This window comes from Gluconacetobacter sp., assembly GCF_047721585.1.
Taxonomy (GTDB): domain Bacteria; phylum Pseudomonadota; class Alphaproteobacteria; order Acetobacterales; family Acetobacteraceae; genus Gluconacetobacter; species Gluconacetobacter dulcium.
Genome location: NZ_JBDNXE010000070.1, coordinates 1 through 20307, shown reverse-complemented (window position 1 = coordinate 20307; position 20307 = coordinate 1). Strand labels below are relative to the sequence as shown.

Below are 20307 nucleotides of genomic sequence, written 5' to 3'. Positions count from 1 at the left end.
CCACGGGGTGGGGGGCGGTGCAAAATGTGGAAACGATCTGTTTCCGGCATTTTTATCATTGGATTGGGGGACATCCGTTATGTCTGGATGGAGCGGAATGGTTCGGGCCGGTGTGGCCTGGGCGTTCGGTGTGGATTTGTTCAGATTTCGGAGTTCGTTCCTATGACGCGTAGCGCCTCTTCGCTTTTTGCCGTTCTGGCCCTTGCCGCCAGCCTTCCCCTCGCTGCCCAGGCGGCGACCAGCCCGGCCGAGGTGCAGGCGGGGCATTATGCAGTCGAGCCCGGTCATACGCAGGTCGGTTTCTCGGTGCTGCATTTCGGCTTTACCCACTACGCGGGCATGTTTTCCAACGTCTCCGGCACGCTGGAACTGAATGTGAAGAATCCGGCCGCGTCCAGCCTGTCGGTGACGATCCCCATCGCCTCGGTGCAGACCACCAGTGACGTGCTGACTGGCGAGCTGAAGGGGGCGGAGTGGTTCGATGCCGGTAAATTCCCCGATGCCACCTTCGTTTCGACCAGCGTGAAACTGGCCGGCAAGAGCGATGCCGTGGTGAGCGGGAACCTGACGCTCCATGGCGTGACGAAGCCCGAGACGCTGAAAGTGCATTTCATCGGTGCCGGCATGAACCCGATCGACAAGAAATATACCACCGGATTCGAGGCCACCGGCACCATCAAGCGCAGCGATTTCGGCGTGAGCAAATATGTGCCCTATGTCAGCGACGAAGTGGCCCTGCGTATTGCCGGTGCCTTCGAAAAGCAGGACTGACCGCCGTGACCGCCGCGATCGTTCTGCATGGGGCGGTCGCGGTGGATGGTTCTTCCGGCCGCGCCCGGGATGTTCGATCGTTGCGTGAAGGGAAATCCAGAGATCGTCAGGTCGCGCTCTTTTGCGTAGGATGGCTTTTCCCGAGCCGGACGAAGGATATCAGGCATGCGGCGGTATGACGAACGTGAGCATTTTTCGGAAATCAGCATTCTTCTGTCCGAAATCCAGTCGGATGTGGAGCAGTTGAACAGTCGGGCGCAGTCTATGCCGCAGACGCCCCAGGCCCTGCGTGAGGGGATTGCCGCGCTGGCCGACAAAATCGATGCCCTGTGTGACCTGAGCCGCAGATAGAGGATGGCGGGCCGCCCGGTTATCGCGGCCCGCACTGTGCCTCGATCAGCAGGCGGGCGCAGTCGCCCACCCGCGCCGCCGGGCCTGGCGGCGGGAAAGCCTGACCCACGACATAGGCGCCTTCCATCAGCAGGATCAGACCGTCGGCAAGCCGGTCGGGATCGGTGGCCCCCATCTGGTGGGCGCGTTCGACCAGCCAGTCGCGTACCTCATGCTTCAGGCGCGCGGCTTCCTGCCGTACCGGGTGCGTGCGGTCGGGATAGTCGAGAATGGCGTTGGTGAGCGCGCAGCCACGATAGTCGGGAGCGGCGGAACGCTCTGCCAGCCCGTCGAAATAGGCCAGGATCTGGGCGCGCGGGTCTTCGGGGTGAGCGGCGCGGACGAGGGCGATCCGGTCCCAGAAACAATGCTGGTAGTCGGCGAGAAAGGCGGTCGCCAAGCCGTCCTTGGAGTGAAAGGCGCGGTAGAGCGACGGCTTGGTGACGCCGGCATTCTGCACGATCTCCTCCACGCCGACGGCCCTTATCCCCTGCCGGTAGAACAGGTCGCGCGCCGACTGGCGGATCCGTTCGGCGGCGGTGGGGCGTCGGGAAGGAGACGGGGGAGTGGACATGCGCGAAACCCGCTTGACGATGTTACCGATCGGTACCTAACGTGGCGTGGCCCTGGAGGCTGCTGCCGAAGCGCCGAGGATGCGTGGACGGGCGCGCGGGGCTTTGGCAACAGCAGCAGAACTGACCGGTCAGTGATATGAGCGTGATCCCAGCCCCTCGCAAGCTTTCCCGGCCCGCGCGCGTATATGCGGTGGTGGTCGGGCTGACGTTCCTGTCGCTTCTGGTTTCGGCTGGCGTGCGTGCGACGCCGGGCGTGCTGATGATGCCGTTGCAGATGGAACTGGGCTGGAGCAGGGCCGGGATCTCGGCCACGGCGGCGTTCGGCATCTTTCTCTACGGCTTCGTCGGTCCGTTTTCGGCGGCGTTGATGCAGGCGGTGGGGATACGCCGCACGTTGGTCGGTGCGCTGCTGCTGATCGGCGGGGCCAGTTTTCTGTCCCTGTTCATGACGCAGCCCTGGCAGTTTTTCATTACCTGGGGGGTGCTGACCGGGCTGGGTACCGGGGCGGTGGCGATGGTGCTGGGGGCGACGGTGGTGAATCGCTGGTTCGTGGCTCGGCGCGGCACCGTGATGGGGCTGCTGGCAGCCAGCACGGCGACCGGATCGCTGTTCTTCCTGCCGGCGCTGGCGGCCTTGGCGCATGATCACGGCTGGCGGGCACCAGTGCTGGCCGTCACCATCGCCTGTCTGGTGCTGGTGCCGCTGGTTGCGCTGTGCCTGCCGGAGCATCCTGAGCGGCTGGGGCTTCTGCCGCATGGGGCACCGCCGGATTATGTTCCGCCGTCGCCGCCTGATCGGCATCCGTTGCGCATGGCAGTGGGGGCGTTGCGCGATGCGGTGGTGAAACGCGATTTCTGGTTTCTGTTCCTGACCTTTTTTGTGTGCGGGTTTACCACCAATGGCCTGATCGGTACGCATTTCATCGCCATCTGTGCCGATCATGGGATCGGCGAGGTGCCGGCGGCGGGCTATCTGGCCATGATGGGTTTGTGCGACCTGTTCGGCACCACCCTGTCCGGCTGGCTGACCGACCGGATGGATGCGCGCTGGCTGCTGTTTTCCTATTACGGGCTGCGGGGGGTGTCGCTGGCCGCTTTGCCGTTCTGCGATTTCTCACCGGACAGCCTGACGGTTTTCGGCATTTTCTACGGACTGGACTGGATTGCGACCGTGCCGCCGACACTGCGTCTGGCCACTTCGGCATTTGGCGAGCGCGCGGCGCCCGTGGTGTTCGGTTGGGTGGTGTTCGGGCACCAGATCGGCGCGGCCTGCGCCGCGTCGTTGGCCGGATTGCTGCGGCAGGCGCAGGGAAATTATCGCGACATGCTGGTGCTGGCCGGCTGCGCGGGACTGCTGGCGGCGCTGATGGCACTGGGAATCGGCCGGGCGCCGACGCGGGTTCCGCTGCCGGCTGGGGGGTAGTAGAAAAACCTTTGCCCGATCGCGGGGGAGGGGCTGTGCACCGCCATTCCCCAGTGTCGGAGCGGATTAAACGGAAATCCACTGTTGTCACTCGCCATATGCGATGTGATCGCGGCGACCGGCGGCGGGATCATTCCCTGGGACGACGCGGTTCTGTCAGTGTGGGCGTTTCCGCGCAGTCCTGCACGCTTGCCTGCGAGCCTCAAGGGGGATTCAGGAACGTCACCAGAAATGCTATATAATCGCCTCGCAGAATAGCGGGACCGGCATGGTGACGACGAGAGTTGAATGCGTGGGAACAGATATCGCCGGGATATGCGACTCCGCGTGATAACCAGACGGCCCATGAAAGGTGATTCTATGAGCAACGCTACCCGCTTGATCCTCGCTTCCCTGTCGCTCCTGAGCGGTTGGGGCGGGATTGCCCATGCGCGGACGGGTGGGGACGCCGTCCCGGCCTATGGCGCCGTTCATGCCGCCGATGGCTCTGCTAACCGTCCCGATCCGTCGTTGCGGTACCGGGTGGCGTTCGACACGGCGCGGGCCGCGCCCGATCCCGCGCAGATCAATCCAGCACTGGAGCGGATCGCTCGGTTCATGAACCTGCTCGCGGCTGACGGGATACATCCCAAGACCGGCGACGTTGTGGCGATCGTCTATGGGGCGGCTACGCCGTCTATCCTCGCCGATGGGGAATACCGGGCGCGTTTCGGTCGGGACAACCCCAATACCGCGCTGCTGCGCGCGCTGCGCAAAGCGGGGGTCTCGATCGAAGTGTGCAGCTACGCTCTGGCGGGCCAGAAGATTGCACGGGACGCCGTCGCCGACGGGGTCCAGGTCGATCTATCCGCCATGGTGACGTTGGCCAACCTGCAACTGAGAGGCTGGGCCGTGATCCCCGGATGACGGATGCTGTCCGCCTGCCTCTATACGGGCCGTGTCAACAGGCTTTGGTATATGATCTTCGCGTTCCAGGATGGTGACGCCTATATTTATTGTTGATTTCGAACAATATCATCAGGAGGACGCCGGAGGCTTGAATCGTTGACCCGCATTTCTTGCATTCCGCCTCGGGTGAGAGAGGCGGGTGAGGCTCGTGGTCTGCCGAGAACCGGGTCATATTTGGCATTGCGTCCGCCGTTGCGCAGCGGGCGCATGCCGAGGCGCGTTTGGGGAGCGTTCAGGCGGTGTGGCGGCGGCCCTGATAGACGCGGCCGAAGCGGTTTTCGAGGAAGGCGGGCAGCGCGATGTCTTCCTGCCGGATGACGCCCCGTGCCGGGAGGTGGCCGTCTTTCAACAGGTCCAGCACCGCGCAGATCGCGCCGGCGGTGGTGATCTGGATTGCCGTGCGCGGGCGGCCGTTGACCGTCTCGCCATAGATGCGGCGGACGAAGCTCTCCTGGGTCAGTCGCCCCTCGCGCCAGCCGGAGACGGTGACGAAGACCAGCACGATGTCCTGTCGCGTGACGGGGAGCGCGTATTCTAGGATATCCTTGAATATGTCACGCCTTTCCGCCAGGCGAAGGTCGCGCAGCAGCATCTTCATGGCCTGGGCGTGGCCGGGGTAGCGGATGGTGCGGTAGTTCAGTTCGCGCACCGCGCCCGCATAGGTCTCGCACAGGGAGCCTAGGCCGCCGGAGGTGTTGAAGGCTTCGTAGGTCACGCCGTCGACCCCCAGCGTCTCCAGCCCTTCCAGGGCCGGTACCATGTGGCGTTCGCCGCCGACGATGGCCTCGCAGGGCTCGATATATTCATTGATGACGCCGTCGGTGCTCCAGGTGAGGTTGTAGCCCAGCGCGTTGGAGGGAAATTCCGGCAGCGCGCCGACGCGCAGGTGGATCGTGTCCAGCTTTTCGAAACGCTGGGCGATGTCGTGGGCGACGATGGAGACGAAGCCGGGGGCGAGGCCGCATTGCGGGATGAAGGTGGATTGCGCGCCCTCGGCCAGCGCGCGGACCGCGCGGGTGCTGGCGACATCTTCCGTCAGGTCGAGATAATGGATGCCGGCCGTGGCGGCGGCGGTGGCGATGGTCGTCGTCAGGTGATAGGGGGCGGCGGAGAGGACGGCGTAATGGCCCTCCATCAGCGGTGCGAGCGCGCCGTCCCTGGCGATATCGACCCGTACCTTGCGCACCTGGGGACCGACATCGGCGCGATCGAGGCCCGGCTGGTCGCGGTCGATCAGCATGACGGCGTAGTCGCCGGTCGCATCCAGGAAGTCCGCGATCGTCGAACCGATCTTGCCTGCGCCGACAACGAGTATCTTCTTCATGCCAATCGTTCCTGATGCTGATGCGATACGGAAATGGAACGAAGGAACGGGGCCGGACACAATGGACAGCGTGACGTGCGATCGGGGCTTTCTTTCGGCGGAATGTCGGATATGATCGGCATTATGCAACCCGACGAGACGGACAGGACCCTGCTGGCATTGCTGGAGGGCAATGCGCGGATGTCGACCGTGGCGCTCGCGCGCCGTGTCGGCCTGTCGCGCACCACGGTGCAGAGCCGGATCGAGCGGATGGAGCGGGCCGGGGTGATCGCCGGCTATACGACGGTGACCCCCGCCCATGACGCGGATGCGGTGCGGGCGCATGTGATGATCACGATCACGCCCCGGCATGCCGCCTCGGTCGAGGCCGCGCTGCGCCCGATCCGCGAAATTCGCGAACTGCATGCCGTCAGCGGCATGGTGGACATGATCGCCGTCGTGGGCGCGGGCGCGACCGAAACCATCAACCGGGTGATCGACCGGATCGGCATGCTCGACGGGGTGGAGCGCACGACCTCGGCGATCATCCTTTCCACGCGGTTCCGGCGGCGGGGAGGCGAGCCCGAGCCGGGATCGTCAGGCGGCAGGTGACGGCATCGGGCTGATATAGGGCTGTTGCGCGACCTGGCCTGCGTGCGCTGCCCGGACACGGTCCAGGAGGGCCATGTTGCGTATCAGTTCCGCGCCGGTTGCCGCCATGGCCTTGGCGACGTGGACCATGCCGGTATGCGCCAGTGTCGAACAGCCCTGTGCCGTCATCTGCCAGGAATGCAGCGGCGTGCCGACGGCGCTGGTCGCGCCGAGGGCCTGCACCGTCGGCACGACCCAACTGACATCGCCCACGTCGGTCGAGCCCATCATCGACCGACCGCGATCCGGGACGTAGGGAATGACCGTGTCGCATAGCGCCATGTCGGGTTTGACGGGCAGGTTCAGCGCCCGGAAGACCGTGGCGATCTGCTGTGCATCGAGCGTTGCGCGCATGGCCTCGGCGTAGGCGCGATCGGCCGTGGTGAACGGAGGCGGACCCAGCCGTTCGAACTGGATCTGCATCGCTTCCTCCAGCGGCTGATTGCCCAGCAAGTTGGCCATGCCGCTGACCACCGTGCATGTGACCGTGGTGTCCGTCATCATGGCGGCGCCCTCGGCGATCGTGCGGACACGCGCGGCCAGGGCCAGCATCTCGGGCAGGTCGGCGGCGCGGATGGAATAGGCCACCACCGCCCGTGCCGGCACGACGTTGGGGGCGTTTCCGCCCGTATCCAGATATGCGTAATGAACCCGCGCGGTCGGCGGCATGTGCTCGCGCAGGTAATTGACCCCGATATTCATCAATTCGGCCGCGTCCAGCGCCGAGCGGCCCAGGTGCGGAGCGGCGGCGGCGTGGGCCGATCGACCGGTGAAGGTGAAATCCACCCTCTGGCTGGCCAGCGAGGCGGGGGGGAACACCATGGCGAACGACCCCGGGTGCCAGGTGATGGCCGCATCGACCCCCGCGAAGCTGCCGGCGCGCACCATGATGCCCTTGCCGGCGCCACCTTCCTCGGCCGGACAGCCGTAATAGCGCACCTGGCCGGGGAGGCCTGTTTCGGCCAGCCAGTCCTTCAGCGCCGTTGCGGCCAGCAGCGATGCCGCGCCCAGCAGGTTATGGCCGCAGCCATGGCCGTTTCCGTCGCCCGGCAGGGGCCGATGCGTGGTTGCGTCGGCCTGCTGGCTCAGGCCCGGCAGGGCATCATATTCGCCCAGGAAGGCGATGACCGGGCCGTCGTTTCCGGCCTCGCCCAGCAGGGCGGTAGGAAGCCCGGCGATGCCGGGAGTGACGCGAAAGCCGGCGGCGTGCAGCGCCCGGGCATGCAGGGCGCAGGAGCGGGTCTCGGCGAAATTCAACTCTGGAACGGCCCATACGGCGTCGGCCAGCGCGGCTGCCGCGGGTGCATGGGTATCCACCAGATCCCACAGGCGGTCGGTATTGGCGTGCATGGCGGCCCCCGGTCAGGCGTGGTGCTGGTTGTCGAAGCGGCTCAGCCCGTACCACGCCGCCGCCTGTACGCCATAGGCAAGGGCCATCAGGTATCCGGCCATCGTCGCGTCGCCGGTATGCTGGATCAGCCATGTGACCAGGGAGGGCGTGAAGCCGCCGAACAGCGACACCGTGGTGGAATAGATGAAGCCGAACAGCAGGACCCGGCTGGCGGATGGCAGGGACTCCAGCATGGCCTGCCATAGTGGGACCAGCGTCAGGCTCGAAAGGGCGAAAAGGACGCAGTTCAGCAGCAACTGGCTGGGCAGGCCCGGCTGGGTGATGGCGAAGCGGTAGAGAGGCACGCTCAACACGCCCGTCAGCACCATCAGCGCGCCGATCGTGCCGCGCAGGTGGTGCGACCGCTGCGCCATCCACCAGCCCAGAGGCACCGTTGCCAGTCCGGCCAGCATGCCTGCCACGTTGGCCAGCATGCCGACGCGCGGCGACAGATGCAGCACGGAGATGGCGTAGCTGACCCCGAAATGGCGCAGATAGGTGGAGATGGTGCCGCCGGCGACCGTCAGCGCGATCAGCGTCACCGCCAATGCGGGTGGACGGGCGCCGCCGACGGGCGAGGGGGTGTGCGGCACGGCGGTCGCGATCCAGCGCAGGGCGGAGCCCGCCGGGATGATGACCAGGCCCAAAACGAAGGGGATGCGCCAACCCCAGTCGTAAAGCTGGTCGTGTGTCAGGACCAGTGACAGCACCAGCCCGACGGTGACGGCCGCGAGCGAGCCGAGCAGTTGCGTCAGATATTGCAGCGAGCCGTACAGGCCGCCCTGGCCGGGTGGTGCGGCATCGAACAGCAGTGCCGTGACCGGCCCGATTTCACCACCTTCCGAAAAACCCTGCACGACGCGGGCCAGCAGGATCAGGAGTGGCGCCCACGGCCCGATAACCCGTGCGGGCGGCGTCAGGGCGAGCAGGGCCAGTCCGAGTGCCATCAGAATGAAGGACAGCATCATTGCCCGCTGCCGCCCATGGCGGGCGGCGTAGCGGCCTATGGCGATGGCTCCGACCGGACGGGCGACGAAGCCGGCGGCGAACACCAGCATCGTCCGCAGCAGGCCATTGAGGCCGCTGCTGTCCGGAAAGAAGGCATCCCCGATCATCGGCGCGAAATAGGCGTAGGCCAGGAAGCTGTAGAATTCGAGAAAATTGCCGATGCAGGCCCCTGCCACCAGCATGATCCGGCCCGGTCCGGCAGTCGCCACACCCAATGCTCCGCTCCCGTTCTGAAACTGTCATGAATTATGACTGGAAGGCGGCCTGCAAGGCAAATGGAGCATGGCGGAACGGTCGGAACATGATCCGGATGCGGCGCGAAAGCGCCTGATGGGATCACGAACCAGCGCATGCCCGATGGGAACGGCCCGGCAGAGAACTCTTGATGGTTGAATGCGTTATCGGAAGGATATCCGCCGCATTTCGCGTTGGCATGCCTCGTTGAACCGTACCTTTCGGGGCGCCCTTCGTCGATCCTCCGGCTATTGGGGAGAAGTCGCCTTGAGAGTTTCTGCATTTGCCTTGTTTGCCATCCCCGCGCTCTTCGTGAGCACGGCGCATGCGGCGTCGCGGGAGGAGCAGAGCGCAGCCTGTCGCGGAGATGCGATCAAGCTGTGCACCTTCGCCATTCCCAACGAAGACAAGATAACCGCCTGCATGAAAAAGAAGATCGATCAGCTGTCGCCGCGCTGTCGGACGATGTTCGAGCCGGCGGGGAAAAAGAAGCCCCGGCAGAGCAAGGCGAAATCTCCGTCCTGAAAGAGCCGGGCCGGTCGGCCCGGAGCGCCTTCCCGGAGGTCAGGTGTAGCGGAGCATCTGCATGAATCCGTAGTCCATGTGCATCTGGTGATGGCAGTGGAACAGCGTGTCCCCAGGGTTGTCGGCGGTGAACAGGGCGTCGATCGTATCGAAACGTCCGATCTGGACGGTGTCCTTCTCGATCGGGCCGATCCGGCGCATGCCATGACGAAGGACGGTGAAGTTATGCCGGTGCAGGTGGAGCGGATGCGCGCAGCCGCTGAGATTGATCCAGCGAAACAGATAGCGCCCGCCCGCGCGGACATGGAGTGGCGGAAGGTCGGCATAGGAGCGGCCGTTGATCGTCCAGCCCTCCATTCCGTCCGGCATCGGCCGCCGTTCGAACAGCATCGGGAAGATGCCGTCCAGTCGCAGCTCTTCGACCGGGGGGGCGGCGGTGCCGCCGAACAGGGCGTAATCCCAGTCGGACGCCGGGGGGGGGGTCCAGACGGGTGATCCGCTTCTGCCGGCATATTCGATGACTCGTCCGAGGCCGGTGGTCTGCTGTATGGGGTCGGTCGGGCCCAGCACCCAGCAGCCCGGGCGGTTCATATGGACAATGGCATCCACCCGCTCGGCGACGCCCAGTGTGATGACCGATACCGGCGCGGGATTGGCGACCGGATTGCCGTCCAGTGCGACCACGGTGAAGGCGTGGCCCGGCAGGGCCAGGGAAACGGTCTCGGTCGCGCTGGCATTGAGGAAGCGGAACAGCACCCGCTCGCCCTGCCGCACGCGTATCGGCTCGGCCGCCTGCATCAACCGGCCGTTGAAGGTGGCGTAGCGGTAGCGCGGCGTGGCGCATTCTTCGGGCGACCGGGGCATATCGGGCAGGTCGGCATCCCAGTGATGGGCTGCCAGCAGCACTTCGCGGTCGTAACGGCCGGGATCGCGGCGCGGTTCGACGATCAGGAAGCCGAACTGGCCGCTATACAGGGCGCGTGAGAAATCCATCATCGCCATGGTGTGCGTATGATACCAGCGCGTGCCGGAGCGGGGGGGCACGAAGCGGTAGTCCAGCGTGCCGCCCGGCTGGATGACCGACGAGCCTTCCTCGGTCGCGCCGTCGGGCACGGCGCCGACATCCAGGCCGTGCCAATGGACCAGTTCCGGTGCGTCGCTGCCGTTCGTCACGCGAATCCAGGCCGGCCGGCCTTCGGGCAGGCGCAGTACCGGACCGGGGACCTGGCCGTTATAGGCCAGCACCCGCCGGGTGATGCCCGGCGCCAGTTCGACCGTGGTGGGAGCGATGTGCAGCGTGGTGGGGCGGACGGGGAGCGAAGCGGGGGACGGTGCGGCGTGGCTGGTGCCCGGACGCAGGAGAAGCCCCGCCGCACCGCCAGCCAGCAGCGCCTGGCGCCGCGTGACGGGGGGAATCTCATTCACTGCCATGATGCGACCTCCCGGCCGGCGCGGATTCCGTGCTGGAAGGCGCCGGTATAGTTCTGTGCGCCGTTGAGTTCGGCATGGGCGATGGCGATGCGGCCGAAGCCGCGCGCCACGATCTCGCGCCCCGGAGGCTGACCGCCAAGACCGTAATAGAAACCCGGTGTCTGGATGACCCGGGCGTGGCCCCAGCGATTGAGGATGATGCCGTCGATGTCACGTGCCGGGTCGAACCCGGCATCGGCGAACATCGCCGCCATCTGGGCCCGGATGATGCGCTCGTATTCCGCGTAGCTGGTCGACAGCAGGCGCATCCGGCCGCGCGCGCCCTGTTCCCATGCGCTCAGGCCGGGCGTGTAGAGGCCCATATAGAAGGTCAGCAGCGCCGGCCGGTCTGGGTGCAGCGGCGGATCATAGTCCGGCGTGACGATCGACTGGCGGATATTGGCGCAGAAGCCGAACATCGTGCCGTCATCCATCCAGCGGGCCGCCGTTGCATTCAGCCGGTAGAGGAAACGCCAGTTCCTGAGCGCCACGTTTGCCACCAGGGCGGGCGCGTAGCAGAACCGGTCGTAGGCGGCGCGGATATCGGCCGGCAGGTCGCGTACCACATGCTTGGTGATCCAGCCGCCTGTTGCCATGATGACGGCGCGCGCGCGGACGTGGCGTGTGCAGCCGGCGCGGGCATAGGCCACGTCGACGATGCCCGATGCCGGGTCGCCGCCGCGATGGCTGACCGAAACCACCGTGGCGTTCTGACGGATGCGGACCGGACCGTCCGCATCCAGCCGGGTCGGGTCGATGCGGCCCCATTGCATGGCGGAGAACGACATGCCGCCGGGGAACAGGCCCGGGATCAACTGGCCTGCAAGATAGCGCCCCAGCAGCGCGTTGCCACCGGGGAAGGAGTAGGTCAGGCGATTGGAATGCGAGACCAGATGCATGCCGTAGCGTGCGGAGATCGCATCGGCGCTGACGCCGCCCAGCAGGCCCACGACCGGCTGGTGGAATGCCGTCACTTCGGGCCGGTAGCCGCACATCTTTTCCAGATAGGTGCGGTAATCGACCTGATCGAGGGCCTTTGGATCGTCGGCGTGGACGGTGCCCTCGCCCCGTCGCCAGCGCAGGAGGCTCTGCCGGACTTCGGGCGCGAAGGGGGTGCGCGCCAGATCGTCCTGCCAGATATTTTCGGCCCAGTAGGGATGTCGGGCGCCGTCCCTGGTCTGGAAACGATAGGCGACATCGACCAGTTTTTCGTTGAAGCCGTCCATGTTTGAATAATTGTCGAAAGAGAAGCGCAGTTTCTTCAGCGATGTGTCCCAGTTCTGCACGGCGAAATCGTAAGGGATGCCGCATTCGCGAAACAGGGTGCCGATCGGCGTGTCGGCATCGGGTTTCGGGGCCAGGAAATCGTTCGATCCCTGCGGCCCGAGCAGGCGGGTGCCTTCGACCATGAATTCGTTCTGCCGGGCTTCGCCGCCGAAGATCGGGTGGTTGTCGAGGATCAGGCAGCGCCGGGTGCCGCCGGTCCGTGCCTGATATTCCTTTGCCGCCATCAGGCCGGTCAGGCCGCTGCCGACGATCACCAGGTCGTAGGATTCGACTTCCTCGCCAGGGAGCGGGGCGGCGGACAGGGCGGCGTGCAATCCATCGCGCACGCGGTGTGCCGCCGTCAGCACCGGCAATGTATTGCCGTTGGCGCCGGCATAATCTCCGACGCCGCCATAACCGGAAAAATCGTCGATGCCGCCGGGATCGTGCCCCGCGACCGGGCAGCCCCCCACCGGGCGGGATCTGCCGTTCAGGAAGTCTCGCCGCGTGGTGCCACCCCCCATGCCCAGACGGCGATCTTCACTGCTGCCGTTTCCCATATCGTTTCCTTCTGAACGTCTGTTTTATATTCGTGTTTTTTTTAAAGCGTCAGGTCGATGCGGCCGTAGTAGTAGCCGCCGGTGAAGGAAATCCCCGAGGCGTTCAGGTCGTAGGGGCTGGCGCCGCGGTAATTGACGTCCAGCGGTACCTTTCTGGGCCGGACATTGAAGATATTGTTTGCACCGACGGCGATATGCAGATCGGGAAGCGGGCGGTAGCCGACTTCGAGATCGGTCAGCCATGCCGGCGTATTGGTGAATTTGGACCAGCAGACATTCGAATAGGCCAGGGGCTGGCCCTTGCAGGTGGCGCCGGCGGGCGTCTGGTCCTGGTAGGTCAGCATATCGGACGTTTCGCCATACCGGGTCTGCCGGATCGTGGCGTCCCAGTTGTGATAGGTCCAGTGCAACTGGAGGATGATCTTGCTGCGGGGCGACGTGGTGGTCAGAAAGGCCGATGTCTGTTCGTTCAGGTAGGGGTTGCCGTTGGCATTGGTGTTGATGTGCTGGAGACGGGTACGGGTGAGGCTGAGAGACAGGGAGGGGGTGAAGGTTCCGAAGCGCCGGGAGACGTATGAATAATCGGAGCGGATATCCAGGCCCTGGGTTCTGGTGCTGCCGACATTGGCGAAGTAAAGCGCACTGACCTGCTGCGGGGAGACGGTCGTCGGCAGTTCCGCGCCCGAGAGGGTGATTGCCTGAGCCGCCGTCTGCCCGTAGGTGGAGCCACCGACATAGATACGGTCGCGAATATTGATCTGGTAGACATCGGCTGAAACATGCAGCCGGTCGATCGGCTCGATGACGATGCCGCCTTCCGCGCTGGTGGAGCGCTCGGGCTTGAGGGCCTGGCCGCCGAGATACCTGCCGCCGGGGCTGTTGGGAGACAGCAGCGCCGAGGCGCTGGTCACCGATGTATTGGTGGAACTGAAATGCTCCTGCAGCAGGGAGGGGGCTTCGAAGCCGTTGCTGAAGGTGCCGCGAATGGCGATTCTTCTGCTGAAGTTATAGCGCGTGGAGACTTTTCCTGTCTCGGTGTTGCCTGATCCGTCGGTATAATGTTCGAACCGGCCGGCGAAATCGACTTCCCATTTCTTCGTGAAGTGGAAATCGCCATCGAGATAGGCGGCCCAGATATCGCGGCTCCATTTGCCTGCATTCGAAGGCATGAGACCGCCATAGCCCTGTGCGCCGCCGCGTTCGTAGGATGCGACGTCGCCTGCCCATAGCTGATAGGTTTCGAGCCGGTGTTCCGCGCCGGCCGCTACGGTGACGGGAACCGTATGCGCGATGTTGAAATCTTTCTTGACGTCGAAATTATTGGTCCATTGTGCGAGATTGTACTTGGTATCCATCATGCTCGTGGGGGTGGAGCCGGTATGCTGGTAGAGGTCCACGTTGGCAGTATTGATGGTGCCGATGCGGCTGTTGTCGGCGCCATAGGTGGTGCTGAGGTCCCACGTCCAGCCGAAGAGATTGTGGCCCTTCAGGCCCAGGGTGGCCGAATAGTCGTTCTCGTCATTCGTCTCGACCGGGGAGTAGCCGTAGGGGTAGAGACCCGGCAGGGCGTTGGGGTAGCGGTAGTTCTCGTACGCTTCGTTGTGGCGATGGGTGTAGAGAATATTGCCGTATCCCTGGATGCCCTCGGTGAGATCGGCGCCGAAGGACAGGGCGATGTTGCCGCGCGTTTCCTCGGGCGTGCTGGTGATGTGGTTGCTGGACGGCGGAAAATGATAGGTCTTTGCGCCGACATCGTAGGTCGGGGGGACCATGTGATCGGCGTGCGTGTACTGGCCGTCGATGCGGAAATAACCGGTATTGCCGAATGTCAGGCCGTAGCCGAGATTGATCTGGGTCTGCCAGCCATCGCCGTTATAGGCGTTCGCCCCCGTCTGGGCGCTGGCTGAGAAACCGGTGGCTCTTTTCTTGAGAACGATATTGATGACGCCGGCAATCGCGTCGGACCCGTACATGGCGGCCGCGCCGTCACGCAACACCTCGATATGGTCGACGGCGTTGGTGGGAATCATGTTGATGTCGACGCCGCTTGAGCCTTTTTCCGGGCCGGAGGAGGTGCTGATGGTGGCGGTGGTATGGCGCCGCTTTCCGTCGACCAGCACCAGGACCTCGTTGGGGCTCAGGCCGCGCATCCGGAGGGTCGAGGCCAGGCTGGCGCCCCCCTTGCCGACCTGTTGTGCCGTGATCGACGGGTCCAGCCTGACGATGGCGTCGATCAGATTGACCTGGCCCGTCTGCTTGAGAGACTGGGACGAGATGACGGAAATAGGGCTGACGGAATCATAGACCCGCCGGTTTCCGGCATGGGTGCCGGTGACGATGATGGCTTCCTGGGGGGGCGGGAGTTCGGCGGCGGCCGGGGGACGGATGCCGCGGGGCGTGGTGCTGACACTATGCGCCGATGCCGATGCCGATGGCGCGGGCTTCGGCACCGGCCTGCCGGCATTGTGGCGACTGCCGTTGCCGTTGCCGGTCCTGTCCGGGTCGGCCTCGGCGTTCTTTCCGGGTGCCGCGGAAACGGACGAGATCATCGAAAACGAAAAGAAAGCGGACAATAGAAGCTTTGCCCGAGTGGACGACCGAACAGACATGGTCTCTGGATCTCCGCGTGCTGAAATATGGCCTTCGTTACGGAAACGAGGGAATTTCTGATTTGTCTGTTACGGCTCTGTCATGATAACTACAAATTCTTTTTGTTTGCCTTTTCATATCTACAGGTAGCGAAGTCGATGACGCCCCAACGTTTCCACCAGCTTCGTGCTTTCATGGCCGTGTGCCAGACCGGGTCGGTCAGCGCGGCGGCGCGGATGATGCATCTGTCGCAGCCTGCGATCACCAAGCTGATCCGGCATCTGGAGGCCGAGACCGGCACTGCGCTGTTCGACCGCGCGCGCCGCCGGCTGGCGCCGACCGATGCGGCCCATGTGCTGATGGCGGACCTGAAGGGCCTGTTCGGCGCCATGCGCAATGTGGACGTGACGCTGAACGGGCTGCGGCATGCAAAGGGGGTGCAGATCCGGATTGCCGCCATGCCGGCGATCGGTACCCATCTGCTGCCCGGTGCGTTGCCGTCCTGGATTGCCGTGCGGCCGGAACTGCGCTTCTCGCTGTCCGTGCTCAGTTCGCTGGACGTGCATCATATGGTCGGCAGCAATGGCGCGGATATCGGCTTCGCCCTGCCGGTGCAGGGGACGGGCAGTGTGACGATCGACCGCACGCTGATGATTCATGCCGCCGTGGTGGCACCGCATGGACATCCGCTGACGCGGGCAAGGCGGATCAGGGTGAAGGATCTGGTGCGGCACCGGTTGATCTTCTTTTCGCAGCAATTCGCCCTCGGCAATCCGATCGGGGAATATTTCAGCCAGAACGGGCTGGAAGCGACATCATTCGTCGAAACCCAGAACAGTGCCTGCGCCTGTGCCATGGTCCAGAACGGGCTGGGCGTGGCGGTGGTGGATGTGGTGACCGCGTTTGCGCATCGTGAGCAACTGACGATCCGTCCACTGGATGTGGAATGCGTCTTTCCCGTGCAGGTGATCGTTCCGCCCGGGGTTTCTCCGGGTAACGACGCGAAGCGCCTGGCCGCGCTCTGCACTGACCAGATCGCTTTGATCAATCGTGCGATCATGGCGTGATGGCCGGGCCGGAAGACGGATGGAGACCGGTTGGGAAAGGCTGGATTCCGTCGTCATGCCGGCAGAACGGGGCGGGTGCAGGGGCAGGATGAGGGAACCGGGACAATGGCGTTCCGTTCATGTGTTGGTGCGCTGACCGGGGGTGAGGGGTGGCGCTGCGTGGGGATGGTTCGACCTTCCTTCTGACCCGTACGCCCTATTTCTGGAGAAATTGGATGCCTTCCAGCACTGTTGCCGACCTGATTGCCGATACGCTTGTCGAAGCCGGTGTCAGCCGGATTTACGGCATTGTCGGCGATAGTCTCAATGGCCTGACCGAGGCGTTGCGTCTGCGGCCCGCGATCGAGTGGGTGCATGTGCGCCATGAGGAGGTCGCGGCGTTCGCGGCCGCCGGCGAAGCGCAGGTGACGAACGGGCTGGCCGTCTGCGCGGGGTCGTGCGGGCCGGGAAATCTGCATCTGATCAACGGCCTGTTCGACGCGCATCGCAGTCGGACGCCGGTGCTGGCTATTGCGGCGCAGATTCCGTCGGCCGAGATCGGCGGGGGGTATTTCCAGGAAACGCATCCGCAGAACCTGTTTCGCGAATGCAGCCATTATTGCGAACTCGTCTCCGACCCCGCGCAGCTTCCCTATGTGCTGGAAAATGCCATTCGGGCCGCCGTGGGGCAGCGCGGCGTGGCGGTGGTGGTGATACCGGGAGATGTCGCGCTGCGGCCGGGGGGGGGGCGGGCGCCGGCGCCGCGGGGGGGGGGGGGGGGGGCCCGGCCCCGCCGGGGGGGCGCGGGGGGGGGGGGGGGCGGGGGGGGGGGGGGGGTGGGTCCCGCGGGGGGGGGGGGGGGGGCGGCGGGCGGGGGGGCGGCCGCGGGCCCCGCGGCGGGCGTTGCTGCCGCCGCAGCCGCGCGTGCTGCCGGCGGAGGCCGAACTGGATGCGCTGGCGGAGATGCTGAACGGTGCCGCGCGTATTACCCTGTTCTGCGGGCGGGGATGTGCCGGGGCGCATGGGCCGCTCATGCAACTGGCGGAGGCGCTGAAGAGCCCGACCGTACATGCCCTCGGTGGCAAGGAGTGGGTTGAATACGACAATCCCTATGATGTCGGCATGACGGGCTTTATCGGGTTTTCGTCGGGTTATGCCGCGATGCAGGGATGTGACCTGCTGCTGATGCTTGGGACCGATTTTCCGTACAAGCAGTTTCTGCCTACGGATGTCCGGATCGTGCAGGTGGATATCCGGCCGGAGAATCTGGGGCGGCGCTGCAAGCTGGATCTGGGGTTGGTCGGAGATGTGGGGACGACGATCACCGCGCTGCTGCCGAAGCTGACGGTGAAGGCGGACCGGGCGCATCTGGACACCAGCCTGGGCCTTTATGCCAAGGCCCGCGAGGGGTTGGACGATCTGGCGGTCGGTACGCCGGGGCGGAGGCCGATCCATCCCCAATATCTCGCGAAACTGGTCAGCGAGGCTGCGTCGGACGATGCGGTGTTTACGGCGGATGTCGGCACGCCGACCATCTGGGCCGCCCGTTACCTCCAGATGAATGGCAGGCGCCGTCTGGTCGGGTCGTGGGTGCATGGGTCCATGGCCAATGCCATGGCGCATGCGATCGGTATCCAGGCTGCGCAGCCGGGGCGGCAGGTCGTGTCGTTGTCGGGCGATGGCGGCTTTACCATGCTGATGGGGGACCTGATCACGCTGACGCAGCAGAAGCTGCCGGTGAAAATTGTTATATTCAATAATGGCGTGCTGGGTTTCGTGGCCTTGGAGATGAAGGCGGCGGGGTTTGTCGATGTCGGGGTCGACCTGAAGAATCCGGATTTCGCGGCGATGGCGCGGGCCATGGGCATCCATGCCATGCGGGTGGAAGATCCGGGCGATCTGCCGGGGGCTCTGGCCGAAATCATGGCACATGACGGGCCGGCGCTGCTGGACGTGGTGACTGCCACGCAGGAACTTTCCCTGCCGCCGACGATCAAGGCCGAGCAGGTGAAGGGATTCAGCCTCTATATCCTGCGGGCGATCATGAACGGGCGCGGGGATGAAATCCTCGATCTCGCCAAGACCAATCTGCTCAAACGCTGAGACGGATTGTCCGGGCAGAGGGCGCGGCCTGTGACCGGAGCCTGTGAGACAGCAATTTTTGGGATACCCGGCTGGCGGATGACGTTGGTCGGGTTTCTGACATTTTCGGGCACGCGGTGTCTTTCTGTTTTTCCTGAAAGGAAAATTCATGGAGAACCGTTTGAGAATGCGCCGGGAGAGGGAACCTTCCAAAACCTTTGACGGGCAAGGCAGGGTGAGAACGGATTCTCACAAACTGGTGTATAGGATTTTTGAAAACAGGCTTATGTCTGGCGCTTTCGCGTGACGCTACGCTTCTCGTCGCGCTTTCGTGCGGATGGTGGCATTGAGCGACATGTTCGAGATCGAGTCTGCGAAGCTGGCGCTGGACCGGAGCACGGATGCGAAGGTGCGCGCCGGGTCGGTGGGGCAGTGGTGGGGGGCCGCAAGCTGGTCGCACCCCGCCGGCCGGACGATCTGCCCGCTTTCTGTTCCGCCATTGCTCGATTGTTTGCCGGCGAGCCTGATGTGGCGCATCCCGATATCGAACGATCTTCACCCTCGACCTCTCGATGCGCATTGTATTCCTCTCTGCGTCGATAGCCGCGCCTGTTGGGGGCCTGAAATCGGGCTTGGAATGTGCCGCGTTATGGATGCCAGCCGAGGCCTTTCGGCATCATCGAGAAGCCGTGGGCGCGCAGGGCGGCGTCGAGGGGCGTTGTCTGCACGGGGTGGTCATTGACCGTCTCAAGCGTGAACATGAGGTGCTTTTCGCGCTTCAGCGCGGCGGCGAGGGCGGACAGGGCGGTGGTGAGCCGGTCCGTGTGGGCGGGGTCGTCCGGATCGAGATAGGTCAGCAGGGTGCGGCCGCCCTGGGTGAGGTAGAAGGCCAGGCGATCGCCGGCGATGACGACGAAGGCGCCGGGTCGGCGCGTCGGGCGGGTCGTGGACGGGTGCGGCGGCCAGGGCAGGATGGTGCCGAACGGGTTGGCGGGGTCGGCCGCCGACAGCGCGATGGCGCGCGGTGCGGTGGTGGGGTGCTCGGCATGTATGCGCAGGCGGTCGATGGTTGCGCGTTCGGCGAACTGCGCGGCGCCCAGCCCTTCGACGAAGCGGCCGCGCAGGATCTGGCCGGCATCTTCCATACTGCGGAAAATCGGCTGGAGGGCGGGGAAGCCGCCGGGCACCGCTTCCGCGATGGTGGCGCCGCGGGTGACGATGCCGTAGCGGTCCAGAAGGCCCTCGGCCAGGGCCAGTGCGCGGGCGGTGTCGGTAACGGCTTCGCGGGGGAGCAGCGACCAGCGGCCCGACAGGGTGGGGTCGCCCGATGGGCGGGCGAAGGCAGCGCCGTGCAGGCCCCGGTGACGCCGTGATCGCTGGATGGGGCGGGGGCGGTGGGTCGTGCGGGCGCCGGAACGGGCGCGCAGCGGCGACCAGCTATCGGTGGTGACGTGGCCGGTCCAGGCGAGGTCCCATAACGCCGTATCGAGTTCGGATGCCGTCAGGATGGGGTTGCTGACCCAGTCGCTGTCCGGCTCCGCCGCCAGCCGGGCGGGGGCCAGCGCGGCGAGTTGGCGGGCGAAATAGGCGCCGCCATCGGCGAGAATGGCGAGGATGGCGCGCTGGAGCGGCGAGAAAGCCGCCATGCGGTCGGCATCCGGTGGAGGCGGCAGGGTTTCGGCGGCGAAATCGCTTGGGTGCAGGGACACCAGCCCGTCCTCATTGCCGGGAGTCGCATGGCCGCACCACAGGACGGTGCCGTGGCTGAGCAGTTCGTCCAGCATCGCAGGGGTGTAGTCGGCGATGCGGGCGCGCAGGATCTGGTTCTCCCACAACGCGGCCGGCAGGGGGACGCCGGCCAGTTGCTCGATGACCCTGACGACGCCGTCGATGCCGGCGAGCGGGTGCCGGCCGGCGGGGGCGGTGGCCAGGGCGTGGCGTTCCAGCAGCAGGCGGGTATAGGCATCCTGCCCCGCCGGGCGGGTTGCCGCGCGCGCGGCGTGCAGGGCGCGCAGGCGCAGGCGCTTGAACACGTCATCGGCGACCCACTCATGGGTTGCCAGCGGGTTGGGGGGG

At 65.3% G+C, this 20307-nt stretch carries 15 protein-coding genes and 2 pseudogenes; 8 read left to right on the top strand and 9 right to left on the bottom strand.

What is annotated here, in order from left to right; all coding sequences use genetic code 11:
- Positions 1–162: 162 nt before the first annotated feature.
- Positions 163–771, top strand: coding sequence for a YceI family protein (locus tag ABF821_RS13230; RefSeq protein WP_415530314.1), 609 nt, complete (start codon positions 163–165; stop codon positions 769–771).
- A gap of 165 nt (positions 772–936) precedes the next feature.
- The gene (locus ABF821_RS13225; protein ID WP_182972389.1) at positions 937–1122 is read left to right on the top strand and encodes a hypothetical protein; all 186 of its coding nucleotides are present in this window, start codon (positions 937–939) and stop codon (positions 1120–1122) included.
- A 19-nt stretch (positions 1123–1141) separates the two neighbouring features.
- On the opposite strand, the gene ABF821_RS13220 is transcribed toward ABF821_RS13225, so the two are convergent.
- A complete protein-coding gene (locus tag ABF821_RS13220) occupies positions 1142–1735 on the bottom strand; it encodes a TetR/AcrR family transcriptional regulator (RefSeq protein ID WP_415530313.1) in 594 nt (197 codons plus the stop codon).
- A gap of 143 nt (positions 1736–1878) precedes the next feature.
- Between ABF821_RS13220 and ABF821_RS13215 the strand changes: the two genes are divergently transcribed.
- Both ABF821_RS13215 and ABF821_RS13210 read left to right on the top strand, forming a co-directional pair.
- On the top strand, positions 1879–3159 hold the full coding sequence (locus ABF821_RS13215; protein ID WP_415530312.1) for an MFS transporter: 1281 nt from the start codon (positions 1879–1881) through the stop codon (positions 3157–3159).
- 360 nt (positions 3160–3519) lie between these two features.
- On the top strand, positions 3520–4065 hold the full coding sequence (locus ABF821_RS13210) for a DsrE family protein (RefSeq protein WP_415530311.1): 546 nt from the start codon (positions 3520–3522) through the stop codon (positions 4063–4065).
- 274 nt (positions 4066–4339) lie between these two features.
- On the opposite strand, the gene ABF821_RS13205 is transcribed toward ABF821_RS13210, so the two are convergent.
- Positions 4340–5431, bottom strand: coding sequence for a saccharopine dehydrogenase NADP-binding domain-containing protein (locus tag ABF821_RS13205; RefSeq protein ID WP_415530310.1), 1092 nt, complete (start codon positions 5429–5431; stop codon positions 4340–4342).
- Between the two features lie 111 nt (positions 5432–5542).
- On the opposite strand from ABF821_RS13205, the gene ABF821_RS13200 reads away from it, so the two are divergent.
- Entirely contained in the window at positions 5543–6022 is a 480-nt protein-coding gene (locus ABF821_RS13200) for an Lrp/AsnC family transcriptional regulator (RefSeq protein WP_246400851.1), read from the top strand.
- Here the strand turns inward: ABF821_RS13200 and ABF821_RS13195 are convergent.
- Positions 6008–7411 carry an amidohydrolase gene (locus tag ABF821_RS13195; protein ID WP_415530308.1) on the bottom strand — a complete coding sequence of 468 codons (1404 nt, stop codon included), beginning with the start codon at positions 7409–7411 and terminating at the stop codon, positions 6008–6010. The genes ABF821_RS13200 and ABF821_RS13195 overlap by 15 nt on opposite strands.
- Before the next feature lie 12 nt (positions 7412–7423).
- Positions 7424–8668, bottom strand: coding sequence for an MFS transporter (locus tag ABF821_RS13190; RefSeq protein ID WP_182972383.1), 1245 nt, complete (start codon positions 8666–8668; stop codon positions 7424–7426).
- A 184-nt stretch (positions 8669–8852) separates the two neighbouring features.
- Here ABF821_RS13190 and ABF821_RS13185 point away from each other — a divergent pair, with 184 nt between their 5' ends.
- Positions 8853–9218, top strand: coding sequence for a hypothetical protein (locus tag ABF821_RS13185; RefSeq protein ID WP_415530307.1), 366 nt, complete (start codon positions 8853–8855; stop codon positions 9216–9218).
- A 39-nt stretch (positions 9219–9257) separates the two neighbouring features.
- Here ABF821_RS13185 and ABF821_RS13180 read toward each other — a convergent pair whose 3' ends face one another.
- The 3 genes from ABF821_RS13180 to ABF821_RS13170 are packed head-to-tail and all read right to left on the bottom strand — an operon-like array spanning position 9258 to position 15123.
- Positions 9258–10649 carry a multicopper oxidase family protein gene (locus ABF821_RS13180; protein WP_415530306.1) on the bottom strand — a complete coding sequence of 464 codons (1392 nt, stop codon included), beginning with the start codon at positions 10647–10649 and terminating at the stop codon, positions 9258–9260.
- The gene (locus ABF821_RS13175) at positions 10640–12514 is read right to left on the bottom strand and encodes an NAD(P)-binding protein (RefSeq protein WP_415530305.1); all 1875 of its coding nucleotides are present in this window, start codon (positions 12512–12514) and stop codon (positions 10640–10642) included. The genes ABF821_RS13180 and ABF821_RS13175 overlap by 10 nt, the downstream gene beginning before the upstream one ends.
- A gap of 41 nt (positions 12515–12555) precedes the next feature.
- Positions 12556–15123, bottom strand: a complete 2568-nt coding sequence (locus ABF821_RS13170) for a TonB-dependent receptor plug domain-containing protein (protein WP_415530304.1) — start codon at positions 15121–15123, stop codon at positions 12556–12558.
- A gap of 138 nt (positions 15124–15261) precedes the next feature.
- Between ABF821_RS13170 and ABF821_RS13165 the strand changes: the two genes are divergently transcribed.
- The gene (locus tag ABF821_RS13165; RefSeq protein WP_182972379.1) at positions 15262–16170 is read left to right on the top strand and encodes a LysR family transcriptional regulator; all 909 of its coding nucleotides are present in this window, start codon (positions 15262–15264) and stop codon (positions 16168–16170) included.
- Between the two features lie 243 nt (positions 16171–16413).
- A pseudogene (locus ABF821_RS13160) lies at positions 16414–18252 on the top strand (pyruvate oxidase); the annotation flags it as partial.
- Positions 18253–18540: 288 nt separating this feature from the next.
- Here the strand turns inward: ABF821_RS13160 and ABF821_RS13155 are convergent.
- Together ABF821_RS13155 and ABF821_RS13150 are read right to left on the bottom strand one after the other, a co-directional pair.
- Positions 18541–18768, bottom strand: a complete 228-nt coding sequence (locus ABF821_RS13155) for a hypothetical protein (RefSeq protein ID WP_415530303.1) — start codon at positions 18766–18768, stop codon at positions 18541–18543.
- Between the two features lie 110 nt (positions 18769–18878).
- Positions 18879–20307 (bottom strand): annotated as a pseudogene (locus ABF821_RS13150) (ATP-dependent helicase); the annotation flags it as partial.